At 75.0% G+C, this 23,382-nt stretch carries 22 protein-coding genes; 12 read left to right on the plus strand and 10 right to left on the minus strand.

Going from position 1 to position 23,382, the window contains the following annotated elements; all coding sequences use genetic code 11:
- Nucleotides 1–5: 5 nt before the first annotated feature.
- The 5 genes from JQN70_RS02595 to JQN70_RS02615 form a co-directional block, all read right to left on the minus strand.
- Complete coding sequence (locus tag JQN70_RS02595) at nucleotides 6–1,259, minus strand: arginine deiminase (protein WP_204129735.1); 1,254 nt, start codon at nucleotides 1,257–1,259, stop codon at nucleotides 6–8.
- An 88-nt stretch (nucleotides 1,260–1,347) separates the two neighbouring features.
- Nucleotides 1,348–2,643 (minus strand): YibE/F family protein, encoded by a 1,296-nt coding sequence (locus JQN70_RS02600; RefSeq protein ID WP_204129736.1) that lies wholly within the window; start codon nucleotides 2,641–2,643, stop codon nucleotides 1,348–1,350.
- Nucleotides 2,644–2,650: 7 nt separating this feature from the next.
- A complete protein-coding gene (locus tag JQN70_RS02605) occupies nucleotides 2,651–3,367 on the minus strand; it encodes an NUDIX hydrolase (RefSeq protein WP_204129737.1) in 717 nt (238 codons plus the stop codon).
- Complete coding sequence (locus JQN70_RS02610) at nucleotides 3,364–3,942, minus strand: isochorismatase family protein (protein WP_204129738.1); 579 nt, start codon at nucleotides 3,940–3,942, stop codon at nucleotides 3,364–3,366. The genes JQN70_RS02605 and JQN70_RS02610 overlap by 4 nt, the downstream gene beginning before the upstream one ends.
- Entirely contained in the window at nucleotides 3,935–5,239 is a 1,305-nt protein-coding gene (locus JQN70_RS02615; protein ID WP_204129739.1) for a nicotinate phosphoribosyltransferase, read from the minus strand. The genes JQN70_RS02610 and JQN70_RS02615 overlap by 8 nt, the downstream gene beginning before the upstream one ends.
- A gap of 183 nt (nucleotides 5,240–5,422) precedes the next feature.
- On the opposite strand from JQN70_RS02615, the gene JQN70_RS02620 reads away from it, so the two are divergent.
- Nucleotides 5,423–6,097, plus strand: a complete 675-nt coding sequence (locus JQN70_RS02620; protein ID WP_204129740.1) for a hypothetical protein — start codon at nucleotides 5,423–5,425, stop codon at nucleotides 6,095–6,097.
- Here JQN70_RS02620 and JQN70_RS21180 read toward each other — a convergent pair.
- Nucleotides 6,094–6,471: an SRPBCC family protein gene (locus JQN70_RS21180; protein ID WP_239110405.1), complete on the minus strand. Its 378-nt coding sequence runs from the start codon at nucleotides 6,469–6,471 to the stop codon at nucleotides 6,094–6,096. The genes JQN70_RS02620 and JQN70_RS21180 overlap by 4 nt on opposite strands.
- Nucleotides 6,472–6,865: 394 nt before the next feature.
- Here JQN70_RS21180 and JQN70_RS02630 point away from each other — a divergent pair, with 394 nt between their 5' ends.
- The 9 genes from JQN70_RS02630 to JQN70_RS02675 all read left to right on the plus strand — a co-directional run bounded on the left by JQN70_RS02630 (nucleotide 6,866) and on the right by JQN70_RS02675 (nucleotide 17,342).
- Nucleotides 6,866–7,900, plus strand: coding sequence for a LacI family DNA-binding transcriptional regulator (locus tag JQN70_RS02630; protein WP_204129741.1), 1,035 nt, complete (start codon nucleotides 6,866–6,868; stop codon nucleotides 7,898–7,900).
- Between the two features lie 45 nt (nucleotides 7,901–7,945).
- On the plus strand, nucleotides 7,946–9,217 hold the full coding sequence (locus JQN70_RS02635; protein ID WP_204129742.1) for a sugar ABC transporter substrate-binding protein: 1,272 nt from the start codon (nucleotides 7,946–7,948) through the stop codon (nucleotides 9,215–9,217).
- Between the two features lies 1 nt (nucleotide 9,218).
- The gene (locus JQN70_RS02640) at nucleotides 9,219–10,166 is read left to right on the plus strand and encodes a carbohydrate ABC transporter permease (protein WP_204129743.1); all 948 of its coding nucleotides are present in this window, start codon (nucleotides 9,219–9,221) and stop codon (nucleotides 10,164–10,166) included.
- Entirely contained in the window at nucleotides 10,166–10,990 is an 825-nt protein-coding gene (locus JQN70_RS02645; protein WP_204129744.1) for a carbohydrate ABC transporter permease, read from the plus strand. The genes JQN70_RS02640 and JQN70_RS02645 overlap by 1 nt, the downstream gene beginning before the upstream one ends.
- A 49-nt stretch (nucleotides 10,991–11,039) precedes the next feature.
- Nucleotides 11,040–12,668 carry a glucoamylase family protein gene (locus JQN70_RS02650; protein WP_204129745.1) on the plus strand — a complete coding sequence of 543 codons (1,629 nt, stop codon included), beginning with the start codon at nucleotides 11,040–11,042 and terminating at the stop codon, nucleotides 12,666–12,668.
- 101 nt (nucleotides 12,669–12,769) lie between these two features.
- Complete coding sequence (locus JQN70_RS02655; protein ID WP_204129802.1) at nucleotides 12,770–14,560, plus strand: glycoside hydrolase family 3 protein; 1,791 nt, start codon at nucleotides 12,770–12,772, stop codon at nucleotides 14,558–14,560.
- A gap of 134 nt (nucleotides 14,561–14,694) precedes the next feature.
- Nucleotides 14,695–15,192, plus strand: coding sequence for a dsRBD fold-containing protein (locus JQN70_RS20790; RefSeq protein WP_307835778.1), 498 nt, complete (start codon nucleotides 14,695–14,697; stop codon nucleotides 15,190–15,192).
- Between the two features lie 106 nt (nucleotides 15,193–15,298).
- Nucleotides 15,299–16,459 (plus strand): aggregation-promoting factor C-terminal-like domain-containing protein, encoded by a 1,161-nt coding sequence (locus JQN70_RS02670; protein ID WP_204129746.1) that lies wholly within the window; start codon nucleotides 15,299–15,301, stop codon nucleotides 16,457–16,459.
- A gap of 88 nt (nucleotides 16,460–16,547) precedes the next feature.
- Entirely contained in the window at nucleotides 16,548–17,342 is a 795-nt protein-coding gene (locus tag JQN70_RS02675) for a methyltransferase domain-containing protein (protein WP_204129747.1), read from the plus strand.
- A 31-nt stretch (nucleotides 17,343–17,373) separates the two neighbouring features.
- On the opposite strand, the gene JQN70_RS20795 is transcribed toward JQN70_RS02675, so the two are convergent.
- On the minus strand, nucleotides 17,374–18,261 hold the full coding sequence (locus JQN70_RS20795) for a GNAT family N-acetyltransferase (protein WP_204129748.1): 888 nt from the start codon (nucleotides 18,259–18,261) through the stop codon (nucleotides 17,374–17,376).
- Between the two features lie 45 nt (nucleotides 18,262–18,306).
- Nucleotides 18,307–18,933: a hypothetical protein gene (locus JQN70_RS02685; protein WP_204129749.1), complete on the minus strand. Its 627-nt coding sequence runs from the start codon at nucleotides 18,931–18,933 to the stop codon at nucleotides 18,307–18,309.
- Between the two features lie 172 nt (nucleotides 18,934–19,105).
- Between JQN70_RS02685 and JQN70_RS02690 the strand changes: the two genes are divergently transcribed.
- Nucleotides 19,106–19,915: an alpha/beta fold hydrolase gene (locus tag JQN70_RS02690; protein ID WP_204129750.1), complete on the plus strand. Its 810-nt coding sequence runs from the start codon at nucleotides 19,106–19,108 to the stop codon at nucleotides 19,913–19,915.
- Between the two features lie 9 nt (nucleotides 19,916–19,924).
- On the opposite strand, the gene JQN70_RS02695 is transcribed toward JQN70_RS02690, so the two are convergent.
- Nucleotides 19,925–20,608, minus strand: a complete 684-nt coding sequence (locus JQN70_RS02695; protein WP_204129751.1) for a DUF4386 domain-containing protein — start codon at nucleotides 20,606–20,608, stop codon at nucleotides 19,925–19,927.
- Between the two features lie 94 nt (nucleotides 20,609–20,702).
- On the opposite strand from JQN70_RS02695, the gene JQN70_RS02700 reads away from it, so the two are divergent.
- On the plus strand, nucleotides 20,703–21,389 hold the full coding sequence (locus JQN70_RS02700) for a TetR/AcrR family transcriptional regulator (RefSeq protein ID WP_307835779.1): 687 nt from the start codon (nucleotides 20,703–20,705) through the stop codon (nucleotides 21,387–21,389).
- Between the two features lie 32 nt (nucleotides 21,390–21,421).
- Here the strand turns inward: JQN70_RS02700 and JQN70_RS02705 are convergent, their stop codons facing one another.
- Complete coding sequence (locus tag JQN70_RS02705) at nucleotides 21,422–23,380, minus strand: discoidin domain-containing protein (protein ID WP_204129753.1); 1,959 nt, start codon at nucleotides 23,378–23,380, stop codon at nucleotides 21,422–21,424.
- Nucleotides 23,381–23,382: the final 2 nt, after the last annotated feature.

Here is a 23,382-nt window from a genome sequence, read left to right on the forward strand (position 1 = left end):
CGGGCTCAGTAGTCGACGGGGTCGCGCACGAGCGGGCAGGTCATGCAGTGGCCGCCCCCGCGACCCCGACCCAGCTCGGCCCCCCGGATCTCGACGACCTCGACGCCCGCGCCCCGCAGCAGCGCGTTCGTCGTCGTGTTGCGGTCGTAGGTGAAGACCACCCCGGGCTCGACGGCGACCGCGTTGTTGCCGCTGTCCCACTGCTGGCGCTCGGAGGCGTACGAGTCGCCGCCGGTCTCGATGACGCGCAGGCCGTCGAGCCCGAGCGACTCCGCGACGACCTTGGTGAACGAGCCCTCGCCCCGGTCCTCGATCTCGACCCCGGGCGCGGCGTCGGACGGGTGCAGCACGAAGGTGTGCACGCCGTCCATGATCGTCGGGTAGAGCGTGACGACGTCGCGGTCGGCGAAGGTGAAGACGGTGTCGAGGTGCATCGCCGCCCGCAGCTGCGGCATCCCGGCGACGACGACCTTCTCGGCGGCGCCCTGCGCGAAGAGGGTCGCCGCGACCTGGGTGATCGCCTGCCGGGAGGTGCGTTCGCTCATCCCCAGGAGGACCACGCCGTTGCCGACCGGCATGACGTCACCGCCCTCGAGCGTGGCCTCGCCCCAGTCGGTCTCGGGGTCGCCCCACCAGATGGGGGCCCCGGTGAAGTCGGGGTGGAAGGTGTAGATCGCCTTGTAGATGATCGTCTCGTTCTGGCGGGCCGGCCAGTAGAGCGGGTTGAGGGTCAGGCCGCCGTAGACCCAGCACGTGGTGTCGCGCGTGTAGAGGGTGTTCGGCAGCGGGGGCAGGAGGTACTCGCGGCTCCCGGTCTGCTCGCGGGCGAGCAGCACCCACGGCGTGCGGAACTCCTCGGGCAGGTCGACGATGGCCAGCCCGCCGATGAGGAACTCCGCGAGTCGGTGCGGGTCGAGGGTCTCGAGGAAGGCGCGGGTCGAGTCGACGAGCCCGAGCCCGACGTGGTTGGGCACGATCTTGCGGTCGAGCAGCCAGTCGCGGGCGCCGGGCACGGCCATCGTCTCGGCGAGGACGTCGTGCAGCTCGAGGACCTCGACGCCGCGCGCGGTGAGCTCGGCGACGAAGTCGGCGTGGTCGCGCTCGGCCTGTCCGACCCAGAGCACGTCGTCGAAGAGCAGGTCCGTGGAGTTCGTCGGCGTCAGCCGCCGGTGGGCAAGTCCGGGGCGGCACACGAGCACCTTGCGGAGGCGCCCCACCTCGGAGTGGACGCCGTAGGTCGCGGGTCGGGGGTCGGGCATGCGCGGGCCTCCGGTCGGCGGCAGCGCGACGGACGTCCCGCTGCTGCCCCCGATCCCACCACAGCCGGCAGGGCGGCACCAGCGCGGGTCAGGTCGCGGCGGCGGGCTCCGGTGGCGTGGGGACCGGGTCGGGCGCGCCGCCGTCGGTGCGTGGGGGCGGCGCGACGAGGACGGCGACCGCGGTCGTCGCCGGGATGGCGAGGACGAGGCCGATGGCGCTGGCGAGGGTGCGCACGACCTCGGCGGTGATGTCCTCGGAGAGGAAGAGCTTGTCGGCGCCCTGCCCGGAGAGCGCGATGAGCAGGAGGATGGGCAGCGCGGCACCGGCGTACGCGAAGACGATCGTGTACACGGTCGACGCGAGGTGGTCGCGGCCGATCCGCATCGCCGACGCGAAGAGGGCGGCACGGCTGCGGAACGGGTCCGCCGAGCGCAGCTCCCACACCGCCGAGGTCTGGCTGATCGTCACGTCGTTGAGGACGCCGAAGGCCGCGATGAGCACCCCGCACGCGACGAGGTCGTGGAGGTGCACCTCGCCCGCGAGCGCCTGCAGCAGACCGCCGTTCTCGTCACCGACCCCGGTGAGCCGGGCCGCGTCCGAGCCGAGCACGCCGGCGACGGCGGTGAGCCCGAGGCCGACGACGGTGCCGATGAGTGCGGTCGAGGTCCGCAGGCTGAGGCCGTGCGTGAGGTAGAGGACGAGCAGCATCGTCGCCCCGGACGCCGTGAGGCCGACGGCCACCGGGTCCGCACCCTGGAGCAGGGCCGGCGCGACGAACTCCAGGAGCACGTAGCCGCCGATGCCGAGGCTGACGAGCGCCGCCAGGCCCCGCCAGCGGGCCACGACGAGCACGAGCACGACGAAGACGGCCGCGAGGACGAGGAGGGGCGGGTCGCGGTCGACGCCCGCGAACGAGTACGCGTCGTCGATGACGGCTCCCTGCTCGGCGGCGTCGGCGACCGCCTCGTCGGGCAGCCGGAGCAGGACGACCGTGTCGCCGGCGCGCAGCCCCGAGCGGGTGACCTCGGGCTGGATGCGCACGGTGCGGGTCGAGCCGTCCTCGAGCCGGACGGCCAGCTGGCCGCAGTCCGGCGCGCCGACCGGCCCCCCGTCGGTGGCGTCCGGTACCGCGGCCGGGCAGGCCTCGGTGAGCGAGAGGACGGTGGCCCGGGGGAAGGTCGCGCCGGACACGGCGTAGTCGAGGTCGGGGTTGGTCGGCACCTCGCCCCGCGGCCAGAGGGTGACGAGCCCGACGACGGTGGCCGCCGCGGTGAGGGCGACGAGCAGGACGACGACGACCCGGGTGAGCAGCGGCGTCGGAGCCGGAGGCACGGCCGCACGGGGTCCGGACGCGCCCTCGGTGACGGCGTGGTGGTGGCCCATCGGGAGGTCAGTCGCTTCCTCGGGTCGTCGTGCGGAGCATCGGCGGCTGGATCTCGCTCGCCCTCCCGCGACGGTAGAGCAGGGCCGGGCGGCCCCCCGCCGTGGACACGCCGTGGGCGTCGGTCGGGACGACGAAGCCGTCCGTGCCGAGCACCTTGCGGCGGAAGTTGCCGAGGTCGGGCGGCGACCCCCACACCGCGGTGTAGACCCGCCGGAGCTCGGGCAGGGTGAACGGTTCGGTGACGAACTCCCGTGCGAGGGTGGTGTACTCGAGCTTGGCGCGGATGCGCTCGCGGGCGTCGCGGAGGATCTGCTCGTGGTCGAAGGCCAGCGCCGGGGCGTCCGGGCCGCCGTCGAGCACGTCGTCGACCGACCACCACCGTGCGTTCGCGGCGTCCGAACCCGCGGTGGGCTCCGGCAGGTCCGGGGCGAACGCGACGTGGGCGACCGAGACGACCCGCATCCGGGGGTCGCGGTCGGGGGCCGAGTAGGTGCGCAGCTGCTCGAGGTGGCCCTCGAAGCGCTCGACCCCGGTCTCCTCGACGAGCTCGCGCCAGGCCGCGGTCTCGGCGTCCTCGGCGACCTCGACGAACCCTCCGGGCAGCGCCCACGAGCCGGCGAACGGCTCGACCCCCCGCTCGACGAGGAGCACGGAGAAGACGCCGTCGCGGATCGTGAAGACGGCGAGGTCGACCGTGACGGCGAAGGGAGGGTGCCCGCTCACGGCCCGACCTCCGCGCCCGCGGCGGCCATCTCGGCGAGCGCGGCGCGGCTCGTGTCCGGGGCGACCCCGGCGTGCAGCCCCGGCAGCAGCCGCACGCCGAAGCCCTCGCGGCACGCGTCGAGGACGGTGGCGCGCACGCAGTGGTCGGTGGCGATGCCGGCGACGTCGAGGTGCGTGACGCCGAGGCCGCGGAGGAGGTCGACGAGCGCGACCCCGTCGGCCGTGCGCCCCTCGAAGGCGCTGTACGCCGCGGAGCCGGCGCCCTTGCGCACCTCGTGGGTGATGCGGCTCGTGTCGAGGGCCGCCGCGTACCCGGCCCCGGGCCCGGTCGAGACGCAGTGGGCCGGCCACGTCGTCCGGAAGTCGGGGGCCTCGCCGGGGGCGGCGAAGTGGCCGCCGTTCGTGCCGTGCGGCTCGTGCCAGTCGCGGGAGGCGACGACGGCTGCGTACCGCCCGGCGTGGGCGGCGACGTGCTCGCCGATCCGCCGGGCCACCTCCGTCCCGCCCTCGACCCCGAGGGCGCCGCCCTCGACGAAGTCGGTCTGCACGTCGACGACGACGAGCGCGTCAGCCATCGGTCTCTCCTTCGAGGGTTGCGGTGAGGTACGGGCGCCCGGCGGACACCGAGCGCGCGGCCTCGGGGAGGGTGGCGAGGGCGGACGCGCAGTGCGCCCGGACCTCGGCGAGCGAGGGGTCGTGGACCAGCCGGCCGCCGCGCACGACCGGGACCTGGACCCGCGTGGCCCCTGCCTCGGCCACGCCGTCGACCCGGTACCACTCGCGGGTGACCCGTCCGGCGGCGTCGTGGGTGCGCCACGCGGTCTTGCCGCCGCCGACCGAGATCTTGTCGTGGCTCTTCTTCGCGACGGGGTGCAGCGGTCCGTCGGGCTCGAACCCGACCGCCACGAGCTTGTAGACCATGCTCGCGGTCGGGTGCCCGGAGCCGGTGACGACCCGGGTACCGACGCCGTAGCCGTCGATCGGGGCGTCGGCGAGGGCGGTGATGACGTACTCGTCGAGGTCGCTCGTCGCGACGATGCGGGTGTCGTGGGCCCCGAGCTCGTCGAGCAGCGCGCGGGCCGCCGCCGCGGTGTCGGCGAGGTCACCGGAGTCGATGCGCACCGCGCCGAGCCCCGGACCGGCCACCTCGACGGCGGTGCGGATGCCCTGCTCGACGTCGTACGTGTCGACGAGCAGCGTCGTGTCCTTGCCCTGCACCGCGACCTGGCTGGCGAACGCCTCGGCCTCGCTCGGGTGGGCGAGGGTGAAGGCGTGGGCCGCGGTGCCGACCGTCGGCACCCCGTGCCGACGCCCGGCCGCGAGGTTGCTCGTCGACGCGAACCCGGCGACGTGGGCCGCGCGGGCGGCGGCGACCGCGGCCTCCTCGTGTGTGCGCCGGCTTCCCATCTCGACGAGCGGCCGGTCGCCGGCCGCGAGGACCATCCGGGCGGCGGCGCTCGCGACGGCGCTGTCGTGGTTGAGGACGCTGAGCACGAGGGTCTCGAGCATCACGCACTCGCCGAGGGTCCCGCGGACGGTGAGGACCGGGCTGCCGGGGAAGTAGAGGTCGCCCTCGGGGTAGGCGTCGACGTCGCCGGTGAACCGGAAGTCGCGCAGCCACGCGGCCGTCGCGTCGTCGACGACCTCCTGGGCGCGCAGCCAGTCGACCTCGGCGGTGTCGAAGCGGAAGTCCGCGAGCATCGGGGCCAGCCGGCCGAGCCCGGCGACGACGCCGTAGCGGCGGCCCTCGGGCAGCCGACGGGCGAAGGTCTCGAAGACGGCGGGGTGCCCGACGCTGCCGTCACGGACGAAGGCGGTGAGCATCGTCAGCTCGTAGCGGTCGGTCAGCAGGCCGGGACTCGTGACGGGCACCGGGACCTCCTCGGGTTAAAGTCACTGTGACCATAACAGGTCGGACGGCCGACGGGGACCATCCTGCGCGAGTCGGCCGGGTCGTGGGGCGCCGGGGACGGCCCGGGTCCTCGGGGGCGCTCGGGGTCGGCTCAGGGACGCCCCCCAGAGACACGGGACCCCGCGCGACGCCACGCTCGACGCATGACGACCACCGCCACCCGCCGGCCGGCGCCGACCGCGACACCCCGCCGGCCACCCGTCCCCGCGACCCCGACGCCCACGACCGCGCCGGCCGCGCGGCGCACGCACCACCGCTCGACGCGCTCGGCCCGGGTGGCCGCCGCGGCGGTCCTCGGGTCGGTCGCGCTCACCGTCCCGGCCCTCACCCTCCTCGGGCGCCCGGACACCGCGACCGTCGACGTCGTCACCTCGTTCCTCATCATCGGCGTGCTCGAGGTCGTCGCCGCCCGCGCCCTGTGGACGATGACGCACGACCGCTCGCACCCGGCGGCCCACGCCGCGCTCCTCGGCCGGCTCGGGTACGCGCTGCTCGTGGTGGTCGGCGCGCTCGTGCTGCTCGACGACGGCACCCGCGGCGTGACCGAGTTCCGCCAGCACTGGACGAGCGCCGCCGCCGTGGTCGGGCTCGGACTCCTCGCCCTCGCGGTGGCGTTCTGGCACAACCGCATCGGGGCCCGCATCGTGCCGATGACGCTCGCCGCTGCCGGCCTCGCCGGGATGGCGGTCGCCGTCGTACCGGTCGAGCTCGGGCCCGTCGCGCCGGTGCTCCCCCTCGTCGTCGGCGACCTGGTGCTCGTCGTGGCCCTCGCCGGTCGCGCCCTCGGACGGCGGGCAGCCGCGCCCCGGCGGCCCTAGCCCGCGTCGGACTCCGCGGCGGCGCGGAGCCGGACCAGACCCTTCTCCATGTCCGGCCCGACGAGCGAGTCCATCGACCTCACGAGCGAGAAGAGGCGCATGAGGGCGGTCAGCTCGCCGAGCATGCGCCACTCGACCTCGGTCGCGCCGTCCCGCGGCGTGAGGTGGAACTCGACCCGCGACTGCGAGGGGAAGGGCTTCTCGAAGGCCAGCGCGACGTCGACCTCCTCGGGAGCCGACCCGGTGACCTCCATCGTCCCCCGGCCGGCCTTCCGGTTGCCGTCCCAGGCGTACCGCGCCCCGACCCCGCGCTCGGCGCCGGAGTACGGCGCATCTGCGGGTCGAGGTCCTCCCACGGCGACCAGCGCGGCCACGCCCGGAAGTCCTCGAGGAGGGCGTGCACGGTGGCGGCGGGGGCCTGCACGGTGGTCGAGCGGGTGACGGTGTACGGGGTGCCCATGGGGTCAGTCTGTCGGCCGCGCAGCGCCGGGGGAAGGCGGCGCGCGCCGCCGCCGTCGCCGCCCGTCGCCGCCGGGCCTGACGACCGGCCCCTCCCCGCCCGACCCCACCCGCCCGACCCCATCCCGCGGACCGGACGAGAACCCGCGGATCGGTGAACGGCATCGGCGCAGGTCAGCGCCCCGGATCGGCCCGGCCGAACGCCCCGCTGACACCGATGTCGGGCGGCGCGGGGGTTGTCAGGCCCGGGAGGCCGTGGCAATGTAAGCGCTCACAGCAGGTTGTAAGCGCTTACAAGGAGGTGGCGTGATGACGGCCCATCCCCCGGGGTCCGGCGGCACGACGATCTACTCGGTCGCCGACGCGGCCGGCGTCTCCATCGCCACCGTCTCACGCGTCCTCCAGGGCAGCTCGGCCGTCTCCGAGCGGACCCGCGGCAAGGTCCTCGAGGCCATCGACCGGCTCGACTACATGCCCGTCGCGGCCGCGCGCTCGCTCGCGGTGCGCCAGCACGAGGCGCTCGGCCTCGTCCTCCCCGAGCTCGGCGGCCCGTACTTCTCCGAGCTCCTCATGGGGTTCGAGGAGGCCGCGGCCGCCCTCGACCTCAGCGTCGTCCTCGCCCTCGTCGAGGACGACCGCCCGCTCGACGGCCCGCGCGTCACCCGGCTGGCCGCCGGCGTCGACGGCGTCGCGGTGCTCGGCGGCCTCCTGTCCGAGGACGTCCTGCGCCGGGCCTCGCGCCACAAGCCGGTCCTCGTCCTCGCCGGCCGCGCCTCGGACGGCATCGAGCACTTCGCGGCCGAGAACACCGCGAGCGCCGCCGAGCTCACGGCCCACCTGCTCGACGACCACGGCCGCACCCGACCCGTCTTCGCCGGCCTGCCGGACGTCGCCCCCGACGTGCGGGCCCGGTTCGAGGGCTTCGCCGCCGCCCTCGCCGAGCGCGGCCTCGCGGTGCCCGAGCCCCTCGGCGGAGGGCTGCGCGAGTCCGACGGCGCCGCGCTCGCCGAGCAGCTGCTCGCCGCCGGTCCGTTGCCGGATGCCGTCGTCTGCGCCAACGACGAGATCGCCCTCGCCCTCGTCGAGCGGCTCACCGCGGCCGGCGTCCGGGTCCCCGACGACCTCGCCGTCACCGGCTGGGACGACGTCATGGCCGCCCGGTACGTCCGCCCCGGCCTGACCACCGTCCGCCAGCCGGTGCGCGAGCTCGGTGCGCTCGCCGCCCGCCGCCTCCACGAGCGCGTCACCGGTGCCGAGCCGGGCGACCCCGGCGTGCTCGCGACCCGCGTGGTCGTGCGCGGCTCGTGCGGCTGCCCCGAACCCTCGCGCACCGTCTCCCCCTGACCCGACCACCCACCCAGCCCCACCCCACAAGGAAGTGAGCACGACATGAGACGCACGCCGACGACGGTCCTGGCCCTCGTGGCCACCGCCGCCCTCACCCTCAGCGCCTGCGGGCGCAGCGAGGACACCGGGGGCGCCGCCGCCCAGGGCACCGACGTCGCCGACGGCAAGGCGACCGGCACCATCACCGTCTGGGCGATGGGAGCCGAGGGCGAGAAGCTCCCCGAGCTCGCCAAGGACTTCGAGGCCCAGAACCCGGGCGCCAAGGTCAACGTCACGGCGATCCCGTGGGACGCGGCGCACGACAAGTTCACGACCGCGATCACCGCGAACAGCACCCCGGACGCCGCGATGGTCGGCACGACGTGGATGGGTGAGTTCGCCGGCCTCGACGCGCTCGACCCGCTGCCGAGCAACATCGACGCCAGCGGCTTCTTCCCGGGCGCCCAGGAGACGACGAAGGTGGGCGACACCTCGTACGGCATCCCCTGGTACGTCGAGACCCGCCTGCTCTACTACCGCACCGACCTCGCGAAGAAGGCCGGCTACGACGAGGCCCCCACGACGTGGCAGGGCCTCAAGGACATGGCCAAGGCGATGCAGGACAAGGCCGGCGCCAAGTGGGGCATCGGCCTGCAGGCCGGCGGTACCGGTTCGTGGCAGACCCTCATGCCCTTCGCGTGGTCCGCCGGCGCCTCGCTCGAGAAGGACGGCAAGTACTCCTTCGACAACCCCGAGCTGCTCAAGGCCGCCCAGTACTACCAGTCGTTCTTCACCGACGGCATCTCCGACAAGGCCGCCCCGGTGCAGCCGACCACCGAGCCCGACTTCGCGAGCGGCAAGGTCCCGATGTTCATCTCCGGCCCGTGGATGATGTCCGCGGTCGAGAAGGTCGGCGGCGAGGGCTTCAAGGACAAGTACTCGGTCGCGAAGATCCCGGCCGACAAGCAGTCCTCCTCGTTCGTCGGCGGTTCGGACTTCGTCGTCTTCAAGAGCTCCAAGCAGCGCGACACCGCGTGGAAGTTCGTCCAGTTCCTCGCCGACCCCAAGACCCAGGCCAAGTGGTACGGCATGTCCACCGACCTGCCGTCCGTCCAGTCGGCGTGGGACGACTCCGCGCTGGCCGGCGACGAGAAGCTCAAGGTCTTCGGCGAGCAGCTCGAGACCGCGCAGGCGCCGCCGTCGTTCCCCACCTGGGAGCAGGTCGTCGCGAACCTCGACACCGAGATGGAGAAGGTCACCAAGACCGGCGCCGACCCCGCCGCCGCGCTGAAGACCGTCCAGCAGCAGGCCGACTCGATCGGCACCGGTCAGTGAGATGACCACGACGACCGCCCCGCCGGCTCCAGCCGGCGCGACCACCGCCCCGGGCGGACGGCGCCGACGCGCCGCCGCCCGGGCGGAGGGGCGGGCTGCGTGGCTCCTCGCCCTCCCGTTCTGCCTGCTCTTCCTCACCTTCACCCTGTGGCCGGTGCTCCAGTCGCTCTTCATGAGCTTCACGGACACCCGCTCGCGCGACCTGCGGACCCCGTTCGCGGTCAACGTCGTCGGCGTCGAGAACTACACCCGGGCCCTGTCCGACCCGGTGTTCCGCAAGGCGATGCTCAACACGGCGTACTTCGTCCTCGTCGGGGTGCCGCTGACCCTCGTCGTCGCGCTCGCCGCCGCCGTCGCCCTCGACCGCGGCATCACCCGGCTGCGCGGCATCTTCCGGCTCGGCTTCTACACGCCGGTCATCACCTCGATCGTCGCGGTGGCCGTCGTGTGGCGCTTCCTCCTCGAGACCGACTACGGCCTCGTCAACACCGTGCTCGGCTGGGTGGGCATCGACGGGCCCAACTGGCTCGGTGACCCCACCTGGTCGATGCCCTCGCTCATCCTCATGGCGACCTGGCGCAACTTCGGCACGGGGATGATCATCTTCCTCGCGGGCCTGCAGGCCGTGCCGTGGAGCCTCCACGAGGCGGCGGCCATCGACGGTGCCTCGGCGTGGAAGCGGTTCCGGCACATCACCCTCCCGCTGATGCGCCCGACCATCCTCTTCGTCTCCGTCACGACGGGCATCGGCTACCTCCAGTTCTTCGAGGAGCCGTTCGTCCTGACGAGCGGCGGCCCGCTGAACTCGACGAAGTCGATGTCCATGTACACGTACGAGCAGTTCGGGTTCGGCAACTACGGCTACGCGGCGTCGATCAGCTACATCATCTTCGTCCTCGTCGCGGTCGTCACCGCCATCCAGTTCCGGCTGCTGCGAGAGGAGAAGTGATGCTCGGCTCCCGCAAGGGCACGTGGTGGCTCTACGGCGTCCTCACCGTCGCCCTCGTCGCCGTCGTCGCCCCGTTCGCCTGGATGGTCCTCGGGTCCTTCAAGTCCGACGCCGAGCTGCGCTCGGCACCGCCCACGTGGTGGCCGGAGGCCGCGAGCCTCGACAACTACGCTCAGCTGTTCAGCCGGCTCGACTTCGGCGGCTACTTCGCGAACTCGATCGTCGTCGCGGTCGTCGTCACGGCGGGCAACCTGCTCTTCTGCTCGGCGCTCGGGTACGCCTTGGCGATGCTCGACTTCCGCGGCAAGAGAGCGCTGTTCGTGGTCGTCATGACGACGCTGATGATCCCCGGGGTCGTCACCTTCGTGCCGCTGTTCGTGCTCGTCGCGAACGCCGGCCTGGTGAACACCCTGCCCGGGCTGTTCCTGCCGTTCCTCGTCAGCCCGTTCGGGGTCTTCCTCATGCGCCAGTTCATCCTCGGGCTGCCGCGCGACCTCGTCGACGCCGGGCGCGTCGACGGCGCGGGCGAGCTGCGGATCTTCGCGCGGATCATCCTTCCGCTGTGCGGGCCGGCCCTCGCGACGCTCGGCATCCTCACCTTCCTCGGCAGCTGGAACAACTTCCTCTGGCCGCTCGTCGTGGCCCAGACCGAGGACACCTACACCCTGCCCGTGGCGCTCGCGCTCTACAGCACCGGGCAGAACAGCACGCAGTACGGGCTCCTGCTCGCCGGCGCCACCGTCGTCGTGCTGCCCGTGCTCGTCGTCTTCATGGTCTTCCAGCGGCGCTTCATCGAGGGCATCGCGACGACCGGCATCAAGTGAGGCCCGGCCACCCCGAGTCCACCCCCACCCCCCGTCAGGAGACATCCTCATGACCGCTCGACCCCTCATCGTCCCCGCGGCGTCGCGTCGCCAGCTGCTCGTCGGCGGCGCCGCCGCGCTCGGCGGCATCGTCGTCTCCGGTGCCGCCGCCCAGCCCGCGCACGCCCTGTCCGGTTCCCCCACAGCGTCGTTCGTACACGGCGACGCGCACCACACCGCCTGGAGCAGCCGCACCGCCCGCCGCTGGGCCGCCGACACGTGGCGCTCGCTCGTCGCGATGACCGACGAGCGGACGGGCCTCCCGGCCGACAACATCGAGGCCTCGCTCGCCCGCGGCGACCGCAGCGGCTACACCTCGCCCACCAACGTCGGCGGCTACCTCTGGAGCGCGGTCGTCGCCCGTGAGCTCGGGATCATCAGCCGGGGCGAGTGCACCCGCCGGCTGCTGCAGACCCTGCGCACGGTCGAGCGGATGGAGCACCACACCCCGAGCGGCATGTACTACAACTGGTACGACGAGGCCACCGGCGAGGCACTCACCACGTGGCCGGACTCCGGCGACCCGGTCGTCCCGTTCTGCTCGAGCATCGACAACGGCTGGCTGGGTGCGGCCCTGCTCGTCGTCTCCTCCGCCGACCGCGGCGCGGCGCCCCTGGCGCGCAAGGTCTTCGGCCGCATGCGGTGGGACGCGTTCTACAACGACAACAGCGACCCCGCCCACCAGGTCCGGGCCGGAGGCCTCATCCACGGGGGCTTCTACCCCGGCGAGGACGGCCGACCGGGCGGGACCTACCAGGGCACGCACATCGGTGGCGACCCGGTGTGGCTCACCACCCACCACTACGACACGACCGTGTCCGAGACCCGCATCACGAGCTACCTCGGCATCCTCACCGGGCAGATCCCGGCGCGCCAGTACTTCGCGATGTGGCGCACCTTCCCCGACACCTGCGACTGGTCGTGGCCGGAGATGAAGCCGGTCGGGCGGAACCGCACCTACCTCGGCCTCGAGGTCTTCGAGGGCGCGTACACCTACCGCGGGATGCACGTCGTCCCCGGCTGGGGCGGGTCGATGTTCGAGGAGCTCATGCCCGACGTGTTCGTCGACGAGGCCCGGTGGGCGCCGCGGTCCTGGGGACGCAACCACCCGCTGCACGTCCGCGCCCAGCGCGAGCACGGCCTCCTCGAGGCGAAGTACGGCTTCTGGGGCTTCTCGCCGGCCTCGAACCCGGCCGGCGGCTACCGCGAGTACGGCGTCGACGCGCTCGGCCTCAACCCGGACGGCTACTTCTCCGACCAGGAGATGACGAACTACGACCCGGGCTTCGGCGACTGCCGCCCGGCGACCAACCCGACGCCGACCTTCGGCGACGGGGTGGTCACGCCGCACGCCGCGTTCCTCGCGATGATGCACGAACCGCGGGAGGCCTTCGCCAACCTCGCCCGGGTCGAGCACGAGCTCGGCGCCTACGACCGTGGCGGGTTCTTCGACGCCGTGGCCGTGCGCTCGGGCACCGTCGCCCGGCGCTACCTCTCGCTCGACCAGGCGATGGTCATGGGCTCGCTCGGCAACGTCCTCGGGAAGGACGTCATCCGGAAGGCGTTCTCCACGAAGTCGGTCGAGAAGCGCCTGCGTCCGGTGCTGGCGATGGAGGAGTTCGGGGCGGGTCTCGCGTGACCGCAGGACCCACCACCGACACCCTCTCCGGCGCCGCCGTCGTCGCCCACCCGGCGACGGCGGGGGCGCCGGCCTGGCGCGACCTCAACGGCAACGGGGTCATGGACCCGTACGAGGACCCGCGCCTGCCCGTCGACGAGCGCGTCGAGGACCTGCTCGGCCGGCTCTCCCTCGAGGAGAAGGTCGGCCTGATGTTCCACACGGTCATCGAGGCCGGGGCCGACGGCGAGCTGCTCGAGGCTCCGGGAGCCATCAGCAAGTCGCCGACGAGCGACGTGGTGGTGCGCAAGCACCTGTCGCACTTCAACGTCCACGCCCTGCGCGACGCGCGACAGGCCGCGCGGTGGAGCAACGCCCTCCAGCGGCTGGCCGAGCGGACGCCGCACGGCATCCCCGTGACCGTCAGCACCGACCCCCGGCACGCGTTCATCGAGAACGCGGGGGCGTCGTTCGCGGCCGGGGCTTTCTCGCAGTGGCCGGAACCGCTCGGGCTCGCGGCCCTGCGCGACGCCGAGGCGGTCCGCCGGTTCGCCGACATCGCCCGGCGCGAGTACGTGGCCGTGGGCATCCGCGAGGCGCTGCACCCCACCCTCGACCTCGCCACCGAGCCCCGCTGGGCCCGGCAGGCCGGGACCTTCGGGCAGGACCCGCAGCTGGCCGGCGACCTCGGCGTCGCGTACCTCGAGGGCTTCCAGCAGCGCGCCGGGCTGGGGCCGGAGGCCGTCGCCTGCGTCACGAAGCACTTCCCCGGCGGCGGACCGCAGCAGGACGGCGAGGACGCCCACTTCCCCTACGGACGCGAACAGGTCTACGGCGGAGGGCGGTTCGACGACCACCTGGCTCCGTTCCCCCGCGCGATCGACGCCGGCACCGCCGCGGTCATGCCCTACTACGGGATGCCGGTCGGGCTCGAGGTCGACGGCGAGCCGGTCGAGGAGGTGGGCTTCGGCTACAACCGCCAGGTCGTCACCGGCCTGCTGCGCGAGCGGCTCGGCTTCGACGGCGTCGTGCTCACCGACTGGGAGCTGGTCAACGACAACCACGTCGGCGACCAGGTGCTGCCCGCCCGGGCCTGGGGCGTCGAGCACCTCGACCCGACCGGCCGGATGGAGCTGATCCTCCACGCCGGAGCCGACCAGTTCGGGGGCGAGGAGTGCGTCGAGCTGCTCCTCGACCTCGTGCGGTCGGGCCGGGTCACCGAGGCGCGCATCGACGAGTCGGCCCGCCGGCTGCTGCGGGTGAAGTTCCGGCTGGGGCTCTTCGACGACCCGTTCGTCGACGAGGACGCCGCGGCAGCGGTGCTCGGGTGCGACGAGTTCCGCCGGGCCGGCTTCGAGGCCCAGGCCCGGTCGGTGACGGTGCTGCGCAACGAGGCCACGGGTGACCACGACGGGCCGGTGCTGCCGCTGCGTCCGGGCACCCGGGTGTACGCCGAGGGCGTCGCGGCGGAGGCGCTCGTGGTCGCCGGGCTCGTGCCCGCGGACGCGCCCGAGGACGCCGACGTCGCGCTCGTGCGGCTCGGCGCCCCGTTCGAGCACCGCGACGACCTCTTCCTCGAGGCGTGGTTCCACCAGGGCTCGCTCGACTTCCCGCCCGGGCGCGTGGCCCGGCTCCAGCGGCTCGCGGCCCGGGTGCCGCTGGTCCTCGACGTCGCCCTCGACCGGCCGGCGGTGCTCACCCCGCTCGTCCCGGTGTGCACGGCCCTCACCGCGACCTACGGCAGCAGCGACGCCGCCCTGCTCGCGGCGCTCACCGGTGGCATCCCGCCGATCGGCCGCCTGCCGTTCGACGTCCCCGTCTCGATGGAGGCGGTGCGCCGGCACCCGGAGGACGTCCCCGGCTTCGGCGACGACGCACTGTTCCGGTTCGGCGACGGGCTGACGCTCCCCTGACCGCGACGCATCCCACGTCGCCCACCCCTGTCGCCCGGCCCGCCGGCGCGGGATGATCGGGGTGGGCGCCGGGGGCCGTCGCCACCGCCCCGGCGCACCTCGTGACTGGTGACGAGCCACCGAGGGAGGCCGCCGTGAGAGCACGACCAGGAGACCACATCGTCCTCGCCGGGGAGCAGGTCGACCAGCCGGTGCGGTCCGGCGTCGTCGTCGCCGCGTCCACCGAGGACGGCCCGCCGTACACCGTGCGGTGGGACGACGGGCGGACGAGCACGATCTACCCGGGGCCGGGGTCGGTCCTGCGCGTCGAGGAGGGCCACGAACACGACCACGAGGCCGTCGTCGCGCGCCCCGAGCTGGGGACGATGCGGCAGTGGAGCGTGCGCGTCACCCTCTTCGAGCAGGGCGACGACACGACGGCCACCGTCGCGCTCCTCGCCGACGCCCCCGAGGCGCTGACCGCCCGCGGCACGTCGCACCGCAGTGCCGGCGACGCGGCGAGCCCGCACATCGGGGACGAGGTCGCCGTCGCCCGGGCCCTGCGTCGCCTCGCCGACCGGCTCGTGGCCTCGGCCGAGGCCGACATCGAGCGCGCGACCGGCGAGCACGACGTGCAGCTGCGCGCCCGGTGACGGACGGCGCCCCGCCCGGGGCGTCGGACCCGCACCTGTCCGTCGGCTGAGGACCGGCCGCCCGTGGGGCTACCGGGGCTGGTGGGGCGGATGTGACACTCGTCGGGTGCTCCGCCGACCCCTCACGCGAGCGACGCCCGCCGTGGCCGCGCTCGCCCTCGTCCTCACGGGGGCGCCCGCGGCCAAGGCCGACGACCCCGTCGTGCCCAGCGCCGGCACGGTCGCGGCCGCCCGCGAGGCCGCCGCGGCGGCCACCCGGGAGGCGGCGTCCCTCGCCGCGCGCCAGGCCACCCTCGGCGCCCGCCTGACGCAGCTGCAGCTCGGGGTCGCCCGGGCCGTCGACGCGCAGCGCGGGGCCGAGCAGGACCTCGCCCGCGCCGTCGCCGTCGCGGACAAGGCCGCGGCCGACCTCGTCACCGCCCGCGCCGACGCCGCGCAGGCCCATCGCGCCGTCACCGACGCCGCGTTCCGCGCCTGGACCAACACCGGGGAGGTCTCCCAGCTCGAGCTCGTCCTCGCCGGCTCGCCCGAGTCGATGGCCGACGCCCAGGTGGTCCTCGACTCCGACGCCCGGCGCACGAGCGAGGACCTCGCCCGCGCCGCCGGCTCGGCGGCGGCCGCGACGTCGCGCAGCGCCTACCTCGACGCCGCGCGGGCCGACGAGCGGGCCGCGACGGCGCGCGCGACCGCCGCCCGGCAGGCCGCCGAGCAGGCCGAGGCCACGGCCCGGACCCAGGTCGCCGCCCTCGCCGCGCAGGCGGAGGCCCTCGACACCCGCGTCGTCGCGCTGCGCGACCGGGCCGCGCGGCTGAGCAGCCGGCGCGCCACGGGGCTGGCCGCCCGCGCCCGGGCCCTCGCCGCGGCGAAGCGGCGGGCCGAGGCCGCGGCGCGGGCCGCCCGCGACCGGGCCGCGCGTGCCGGCGGTTCGACCCCGGTGGTCGGGAGCGGCGGCGGCTCCCCCGCGGCGGCCCGGCGCACCGCCGCGGCGCTCGTCGGCGGACACGGCTGGGGCTCCGGGCAGTACCACTGCCTCGTCGACCTGTGGAACGGCGAGTCCGGCTGGAGCTGGAGCGCGACCAACCCCTCGTCGGGGGCCTACGGCATCCCCCAGGCCCTGCCGAGCTGGAAGATGTCGAGCGCCGGCGCCGACTGGCTGACGAACCCGACGACCCAGATCCGCTGGGGGCTGGACTACATCGACCGCGCCTACGGGTCCCCCTGCGCCGCGTGGTCGGCCTGGCAGTCGCGCTCGCCGCACTGGTACTGACGCGGAAGCGTCCGGTCCGTGGACCGGGCCGGTTCGCAGCGCGGGCCCGGCCTTGCCGGGGCCCGGCGGCGTCGGCGACGGTGGCCGGATGACCCGGTACACGCACGGCCACGCCGAGCCCGTGCTGCGCTCGCACCGGTGGCGCACGGCCGCCAACTCCGCGGCCCACCTGCTGCCCCACCTGCGTCCGGGGCTCGCCCTGCTCGACGTGGGGTCCGGGCCCGGCACCATCACCGCCGACCTCGCCGCCCTCGTCGCACCGGGACCGGTCACGGCGCTCGAGGCGACCGCGGAGGCCCTCGCGCTCACCGCCGCCGAGCTCGCCCGGCGCGGCGTGCCGGCCGACCTCGTCGTCGGCGACGTGCACGAGCTGCCCTTCCCGGACGCCTCCTTCGACGTCGTCCACGCCCACCAGGTGCTCCAGCACGTCGCCGACCCGGTGCGTGCCCTCGCGGAGATGCGGCGGGTCTGCCGGCCGGGCGGTCTCGTCGCCGCCCGGGACGCCGACTACGCGGCGTTCGCGTGGTGGCCGGCCGCGCCGCTCCTCGACCGCTGGCTCGGGCTCTACGAGGAGGCCGCCCGGGCCAACGGCGGCGAGCCGGACGCCGGGCGGCGCCTCCTCGGGTGGGCGCGGGCGGCCGGGTTCGGCGACCCGGAGGTCGGCGCCTCGACGTGGTGCTTCGCGGCGCCGGCCGACCGGGCGTCCTGGGGCGGCATGTGGGCCGACCGCATCACCGGGAGCGCGCTCGCCGACCAGCTGGTCCGTGAGCAGCGGTGCACGCCAGCCGAGCTCGACGCGATCGCCGAGGCCTGGCGGGAGTGGGCACGGGCCCCGGACGGATGGTTCGTCGTCGTCCACGGCGACCTGCTCGCCCGGGTGTGAGGAGGCGTCGGGAGATCTCGCCGGCACGCGCTCAGCCGACGTCGAGGACGAAGCGCAGGAGGGTGGAGCCGTCCGGCTCGGTGACCGGACCGAGCGCCTCGAAGCCGGCCCGCAGCGCGACCTCCGCAGAGGCGCGGTTCTCCGGGTCGCAACGGATCACGAAGCGGCGCACCGGAGCCCGCTGGGCGGCGAGGGCCATCGCCGCGCTCACGGCCGCTGTCGCGTACCCCCGTCCGCGGTGGCCCGCGTACACGGCGTAGGTGAGGTTGACGTCGTCCGGCTCGAGCTCGGGGCGGTGTCGCTGGACGCCGACCACCCCGACGTGCTCACCGGAGCGCACGTCCTCGACGGCCACGTCGAGCAGGTCCCCTCCCTCGCGCCACGCCCGGGCGTTGGCCCGCAGCCAGCGGAGGTGGTCCTCGTCCGTGCTCTCCTGCCCACCACCGGACCAGCGGACGACGAGGGCGTCGCACCCGGCGGCGTGCACGCGCAGGTCGTCCTCGGACAGGGGTCGCAGGCGGACGGCCGGCGGCACCCGCGGGGGCGCCAGCCGGTCGAGGAGCGCGCGTGGACCGGTCACCGAGGCGCCGAGCGCCACGACCCTTCCGACGAGCCCGCGGTCGGCGGTGACGACGGTGGTGGCGCGGCCCGCGGCGACGAGGGCGGCGACCTCCTCGACGACGCGGTCGTCCCCCGCGCCCTGCGCGTGGACGACGCGCACGCCGTCCCGGTCATCCTCCGGCACACCGGCACGGGCCCGCCCCTCGAGGACGAGGACGACCTCATCGGACCGGGCGGCCACGAGGGCGGCGTGCAGCCGGGCGGCCGCGCCGGGCCGGTCGCGCCACCAGCCGTCGGGGCGCGAGCCGACGACGTTGGCGGCGTCGACGACGAGGACGGGCGGAGGCGTGGGGCGCACCGGTCCACCCCACCACGGACGGCGGGCCGACGAGGTCCGCGCGGGTCAGGAGTCGGCGCGGGCGGCGTCGCCGGTGAGGTCGGCGCACCAGGCGTCGAGGTCGGCCGAGCCCGCCGCGACGACGAGCGTCCGGTACGACGCCGAGGTCGGGTCGAGCTCGCCGCGGGACAGTGCGCCGCAGAGGTCGACGGTCGAGAGCAGCCGCTCGTCGGCGGTCTCGGTGAGCGAGGCCGACGGGGTGACGGCGACGGTCGGGGCGGGGTCGGCGGCGGCCGGGGCGACCTCCTCGGGGCTGCCGGCGACCCGCAGGACGAGCTGCTCCACGTCGCCCGGCAGCATCCCGGCCCAGGCGACGGCGCCGCAGCCCGCGACGCCGAGGACGGCCACGACGGCGACCGCGGCGGCCGTCCGACGACGGCGTCCACGACGCGCCCGGTCCGCGACACGGCGTCCGGTGCGAGAGGCGCGGCCGTCCGCGGCCGCCGTCCCGAGCACGACAGGGGGGCGCTCGAGGACGGCGACCGCGGTGGCCGTCGTCGGGGAGGGCGGCGGGGCGACGACGGGGGTCGGCGCGGCCGCGCGACGTCGGCGGGAGCGCGACGAGCGCGCCTGCTCCTCGACGGCACGACGGCGCTCGGCCCGGGTCATCACCTGCGTCTGCTCACCCTGCATGTCCGCATCATCCGCAGCGGGAGGTGCTGCCGGGTGGGTGCTCGGGAGGTATGAGGGCCGTTCGGCCGACCCACCACTCGTCCGGTCAGCGCGACCGGCCGGGCGCAATCCGGTTGCCGCCCAGCAGGCACACGGCGTTGACTGGGCGGATGGACGACGGAGCGAGGCACGAGTGCCCCTGACCGACACCGGGATCGAGTACGACCGCGACGGCCCCCGCGGAGGCGTCCCTGTCCTCCTCCTGCACGCGGGCGTCGCTGACCGTCGGATGTGGGACGGGTTGTGGGACAGCCTGATCCGTACGCACGACGTCGTCCGCGCCGACCTGCGCGGCTTCGGCGGCTCGGACCGGCTCCCCGACGGACCACTCTCGCACCGCGCCGACGTGCTCGCGCTGCTCGACGAGCTGGCGGTGGACCGCTGCGACATCGTCGCGGCCTCGATGGGCTCCGGGGTCGCCGCCGAGGTGGCCGTCGTCGCCCCCGACCGCGTGCGCTCGCTGGCCCTCTGCCCGCCGGGTGGCAGCCTGCTCGTGACGATGACCCCCGAACTGCGCGCCTTCGCCGACGCGGAGCGCTCGGCCCTCGCCGCCGGCGACCTCGACGCCGCCGTCGCGGCCAACGTCGACACGTGGGTCGTCGGGCCCGGGCGGTCCGCGGACGACGTCGACGCGGGGCTCCGGGAGGCCGTGGCCCGGATGCAGCGGCGCGCCTTCGAGGTCGGTGCGGCGTTCGACGACGTCGAGGAGGACGAGCTCGACCCGCCGGTCCCCGACCGCCTCGACGAGCTCACCGCCCCCGTCCTCGTCCTCCTCGGGGGCTTCGACCTCGACACCACCCGCGACGCCACGGAGCGTCTCCTCGCGGGCCTGCCCCGCGCGCGCCGGGTCGACTGGCCGGACGCGGCCCACCTGCCCTCGATGGAGCACCCCGAGCGCTTCACCGACCTCCTGCTCGACTGGCTGGCCCGGCCCCTCACCTGAAGGGCCCGGTCACGGGGCCGCGGCGACGAGCCCGCGGGGTAGCGACGCCACCGCCACCTCCGGCACCCGCAGCCCGCGCACGAGGAGGACGACGGCGAGCGAGACCTCCCAGGCGAAGATCGGCACGGCCGCCACCGCGAGGGTGCCGGTGAGGCCGGACATCACCGCGAGGTTGGCCAGCCCGATGAGCGGACCGCCGACGAGACCGAGGAGCGTGACGACGCGCGGGACCATCCGGTCGCGGTGCAGCAGCCACGCGAGGACGACCGTGTTCACCGGGCAGACGAGCCCCGGCCCGACGAGGAAGGTCCAGGCGTGCAGCCCGACGAGGGCTCCGGCCGTCCCGGGGTCGAGCGCGGCGGGGTCGGCCGACCCGGGGACGGCGACGACGGGGAGCAGCGCGACGACGCCCGTGAGGATGACCGCGGCCTCGAGCGTGCGCGTCGCGACGTACGCGGGCGCCAGGCCGGCGGCCCGCGACCGCACGAGCGGGTAGAGGGCGACCGAGGTCCCCACGACCGCGACCGCCAGCACGACCTCGAGCAGCGCACCGGTGAGCACCGCCGTCCGGCCGGCGAGCGGGCGGGTGGGGTCGACGCCCCCCGGACCGTAGAGCAGCACCGCGCCCACCGAGGTCACGTGCGTGAGGAGGAAGAGCGCGCCGGCGAGGCGCTCGGTGCGGCGTGGGCTCATGGCGGGTCCTCGGGGATCGTGGTGTACGGCGTACACCTGGGGTGTGACCGAGCGTAGGTGTACGTTGTACACCTCGTCAACCTCCGGAGGACCCGTGCCCGCCCCACCCGCGTCCCGGACGCCCCTGAGCCGCCCCCGCGTGCTCGCCGCCGCCGTCGCCCTCGCCGACGTGGACGGCATGGCGGCGGTGAGCATGCGCCACCTCGCCGACCGGCTCGGCGTCGTCCCGATGGCGCTCTACAAGCACGTCGGGAGCAAGGAGGACCTGCTCGACGGGATGGTCGACACCGTCCTCGGCGAGGTCGTCACGGCGGGGCCGCGGGGGGGCGACTGGCGGGCGGCGGTGCGCGGGGCCGTCCTCTCCGCCCGCGCGGCGGTGCAGCGCCACCCGTGGGCGCGACGGGCGATCGAGACCCGGACCGTCCGCACGCCGGCGGTGCTCGGCCACATGGAGGCGGTGACCGCGCTCCTCCTCGCCGGCGGGTTCAGCCCCGACCTGGCCCACCACGCCATGCACGCCCTCGGCAACCGGATCTGGGGGTTCAGCCCCGAGCTCTTCGACGAGACCGCCGAGGACCGGGCCGCGGGCACCCGCACCTCGCCGGCGCCCGACCCCGCCGACTACCCGTCGATCATCGCGGTCTCGCTCGAGGCGCGCCGCCGGCGACCCGGCGCCGCGGGGTGCGACGAGGACTTCGAGTTCACCTTCGCCCTCGACCTGCTCCTCGACGCCCTCGACCGGCTGCGGCGCGACGGCTGGGAGTCACCGACCGGGGCCTGACCCGATGCGGACCCGCCGGCGCGCAGGGAGCGTCAGTGGCGACCGGTGGCCCGGTAGAGGCGCACGTCCGCCAGGCTCCACCACGCGTCGGCGGCCTGCGTCGTCGAGACGCGCAGCCAGCGGGCGCGGGTGTGGGGGACGTCGACCTCGGTGAGCTGCGCGGTGCTCGTGCCCGTGGCGACGGTGCGCCACGACCGGCCGTCGCGGCTCGTCGCGAGCGCCCAGCCGCGCGCCTGGTCGCCGAGGTTCCCGCCGCTGTCGAGCGCGACCCGGTCGAAGCGCTCGACCCGTCCGAGGTCGACGTCGAGGTGCTGGCCGGGGACCTGGGCCGCCCCCGTCGTCCAGCGCGTCGAGGCGTCCCCGTCGACCGCCGCCGCGGCGTCCTCGGGCGCGGTGCCCGCCGGGTCGGCCGTGGCCGTGGCGTCCGGGGTCGCCACCTGCTCCCACCGGCTGCGCAGGACGTCGGGCCAGGTGAAGGTCGCGAGCGCGCCCCCGGGGAGGGTGTACTCGAAGGTCCGGTCGCCGTAGCGCACCGCGACCGTCCGGGGGTCGTCGTTCTCGTTGTGCGCGACGAGGGCGATGGTGCCGTCGGGGTTGCGGAAGGCGACGTCCATCACCTGGCCGTTCCAGCCGGTCGTGCCGAACGAGGTGCTGGCGATGCGGACGGCGCCGGGCCGGACGAACTTCGCCGCGTGGCCGATCGTGTAGTACTCGGCGTCCTTGCGCACGGTGCCGTCGTCCATGAGGGTCAGCAGCCCGGTGCACGTGTCGCAGCCGCCGAGGTGCGGACCGCCGTGCTCGTCGAGCGCGATGTTCCAGTTGACCGCCGAGCGCGCCCAGTTGCGCGTCGTGCCGATGATGATGTTCCGCGCGTGCCAGGTGAGCGTGCCGCGGAAGACCTGCTCGTCGGTGTCGGTCGGGCCGTGCGAGCCGGAGCACTCGGTGAACCAGATCCCCTTCTGCGGGAACGCGTCGTGCAGCGCGCTCTGGGCGCTCGGGTCGCCGGAGTAGCAGTGGTACGCGGTGCCCGCGACCCACCGGGCGGCCGTCGAGCGCAGCACCTCGTAGGGGTAGTCGGTCTCGGGGTCCTCGCCGGGCGGGGTGGTCGCGACGTCGTCGGGGTGCGTTGACCAGTTGTGGTCGTAGGCGAGGATCTTCGTTCTCGGAGAAGCCTTCCGGAGCATCGGGCCCAGGGCCTCGATGACCTTCACCTCTTGGCGCACCGGCAGGTCGGTACCCGGGTACTCCTTGGGCGCCCGGTTCTGCGGCTCGTTCTGGACCGTGAGGTAGTCGACCGGCACGCCGGCCCGTGCGTAGGCCTGCACGAACTTCACGAGGTAGCGGGCGTAGGCGTCGTAGACCCGGGGGTCGTCCTTCAGCCGGCCGCCGACGAGCGAGTCGCCGGTCTTCATCCACGCCGGCGGGCTCCACGGGGTCGCGAGGACGGTGAGCCGCGGGTTCAGCTGCTTGGCCCGGCGCAGCAGGGGCAGCACCTGGCGCTCGTCGCGGGCGATGCTGAAGTGCCGCAGCCCGAAGTCGGTCTCGCCGGGCGGCACGTCGTCGAAGGTCCAGTGCTCGTCGGCCGCGGTGAAGTCGGAGGACCCGACCGGCTGGCGCAGGAAGCTGACGCCGATGCCGGAGCGCGGGTCGAACAGCGAGCGCATCGCCTGGTCGCGGGCCGCTGGGTCGAGCCGGTACAGCACGTCGGCGGAGGAGTCGGTGATCGAGGCGCCGAACCCGTCCATCGGCTGGAAGCGCTGCGTCGGGTCGACGACGACGGTCGGCGCCTCGCTCGGCGCCCGGCCGAAGGTGGCGGGGGCCCGCTCGTGGAGCAGCTCGCCGCGGTCCGGCGTGGTGACGACGACCCGCGCCCGCAGCTCCCGGTCCGGCGGCCGGTGGCCCCGCGGCGCCGGGTCGGCGGCGGCGGTGCTGGAGACGATCAGCGTGGCCGCGACGGCGGCGACGCCCACGACGGCGGTGGCGTGGCGCATCA

This window comes from Phycicoccus sonneratiae, assembly GCF_016887965.1.
In the GTDB taxonomy this organism is placed as follows: Bacteria; Actinomycetota; Actinomycetes; order Actinomycetales; family Dermatophilaceae; genus Phycicoccus; species Phycicoccus sonneratiae.

Coding starts and splice junctions, on each gene's coding strand:
- JQN70_RS02595 (WP_204129735.1), bottom strand. CDS start 1,259: ATGCCCGACCCCCGACCCGCGACCTACGGCGTCCACTCCGAGGTGGGG.
- JQN70_RS02600 (WP_204129736.1), bottom strand. CDS start 2,643: ATGGGCCACCACCACGCCGTCACCGAGGGCGCGTCCGGACCCCGTGCG.
- JQN70_RS02610 (WP_204129738.1), bottom strand. CDS start 3,942: ATGGCTGACGCGCTCGTCGTCGTCGACGTGCAGACCGACTTCGTCGAG.
- JQN70_RS02620 (WP_204129740.1), top strand. CDS start 5,423: ATGACGACCACCGCCACCCGCCGGCCGGCGCCGACCGCGACACCCCGC.
- JQN70_RS02630 (WP_204129741.1), top strand. CDS start 6,866: ATGACGGCCCATCCCCCGGGGTCCGGCGGCACGACGATCTACTCGGTC.
- JQN70_RS02635 (WP_204129742.1), top strand. CDS start 7,946: ATGAGACGCACGCCGACGACGGTCCTGGCCCTCGTGGCCACCGCCGCC.
- JQN70_RS02640 (WP_204129743.1), top strand. CDS start 9,219: ATGACCACGACGACCGCCCCGCCGGCTCCAGCCGGCGCGACCACCGCC.
- JQN70_RS02645 (WP_204129744.1), top strand. CDS start 10,166: ATGCTCGGCTCCCGCAAGGGCACGTGGTGGCTCTACGGCGTCCTCACC.
- JQN70_RS02650 (WP_204129745.1), top strand. CDS start 11,040: ATGACCGCTCGACCCCTCATCGTCCCCGCGGCGTCGCGTCGCCAGCTG.
- JQN70_RS02655 (WP_204129802.1), top strand. CDS start 12,770: ATGGACCCGTACGAGGACCCGCGCCTGCCCGTCGACGAGCGCGTCGAG.
- JQN70_RS02675 (WP_204129747.1), top strand. CDS start 16,548: ATGACCCGGTACACGCACGGCCACGCCGAGCCCGTGCTGCGCTCGCAC.
- JQN70_RS02685 (WP_204129749.1), bottom strand. CDS start 18,933: ATGCAGGGTGAGCAGACGCAGGTGATGACCCGGGCCGAGCGCCGTCGT.
- JQN70_RS02695 (WP_204129751.1), bottom strand. CDS start 20,608: ATGAGCCCACGCCGCACCGAGCGCCTCGCCGGCGCGCTCTTCCTCCTC.
- JQN70_RS02705 (WP_204129753.1), bottom strand. CDS start 23,380: ATGCGCCACGCCACCGCCGTCGTGGGCGTCGCCGCCGTCGCGGCCACG.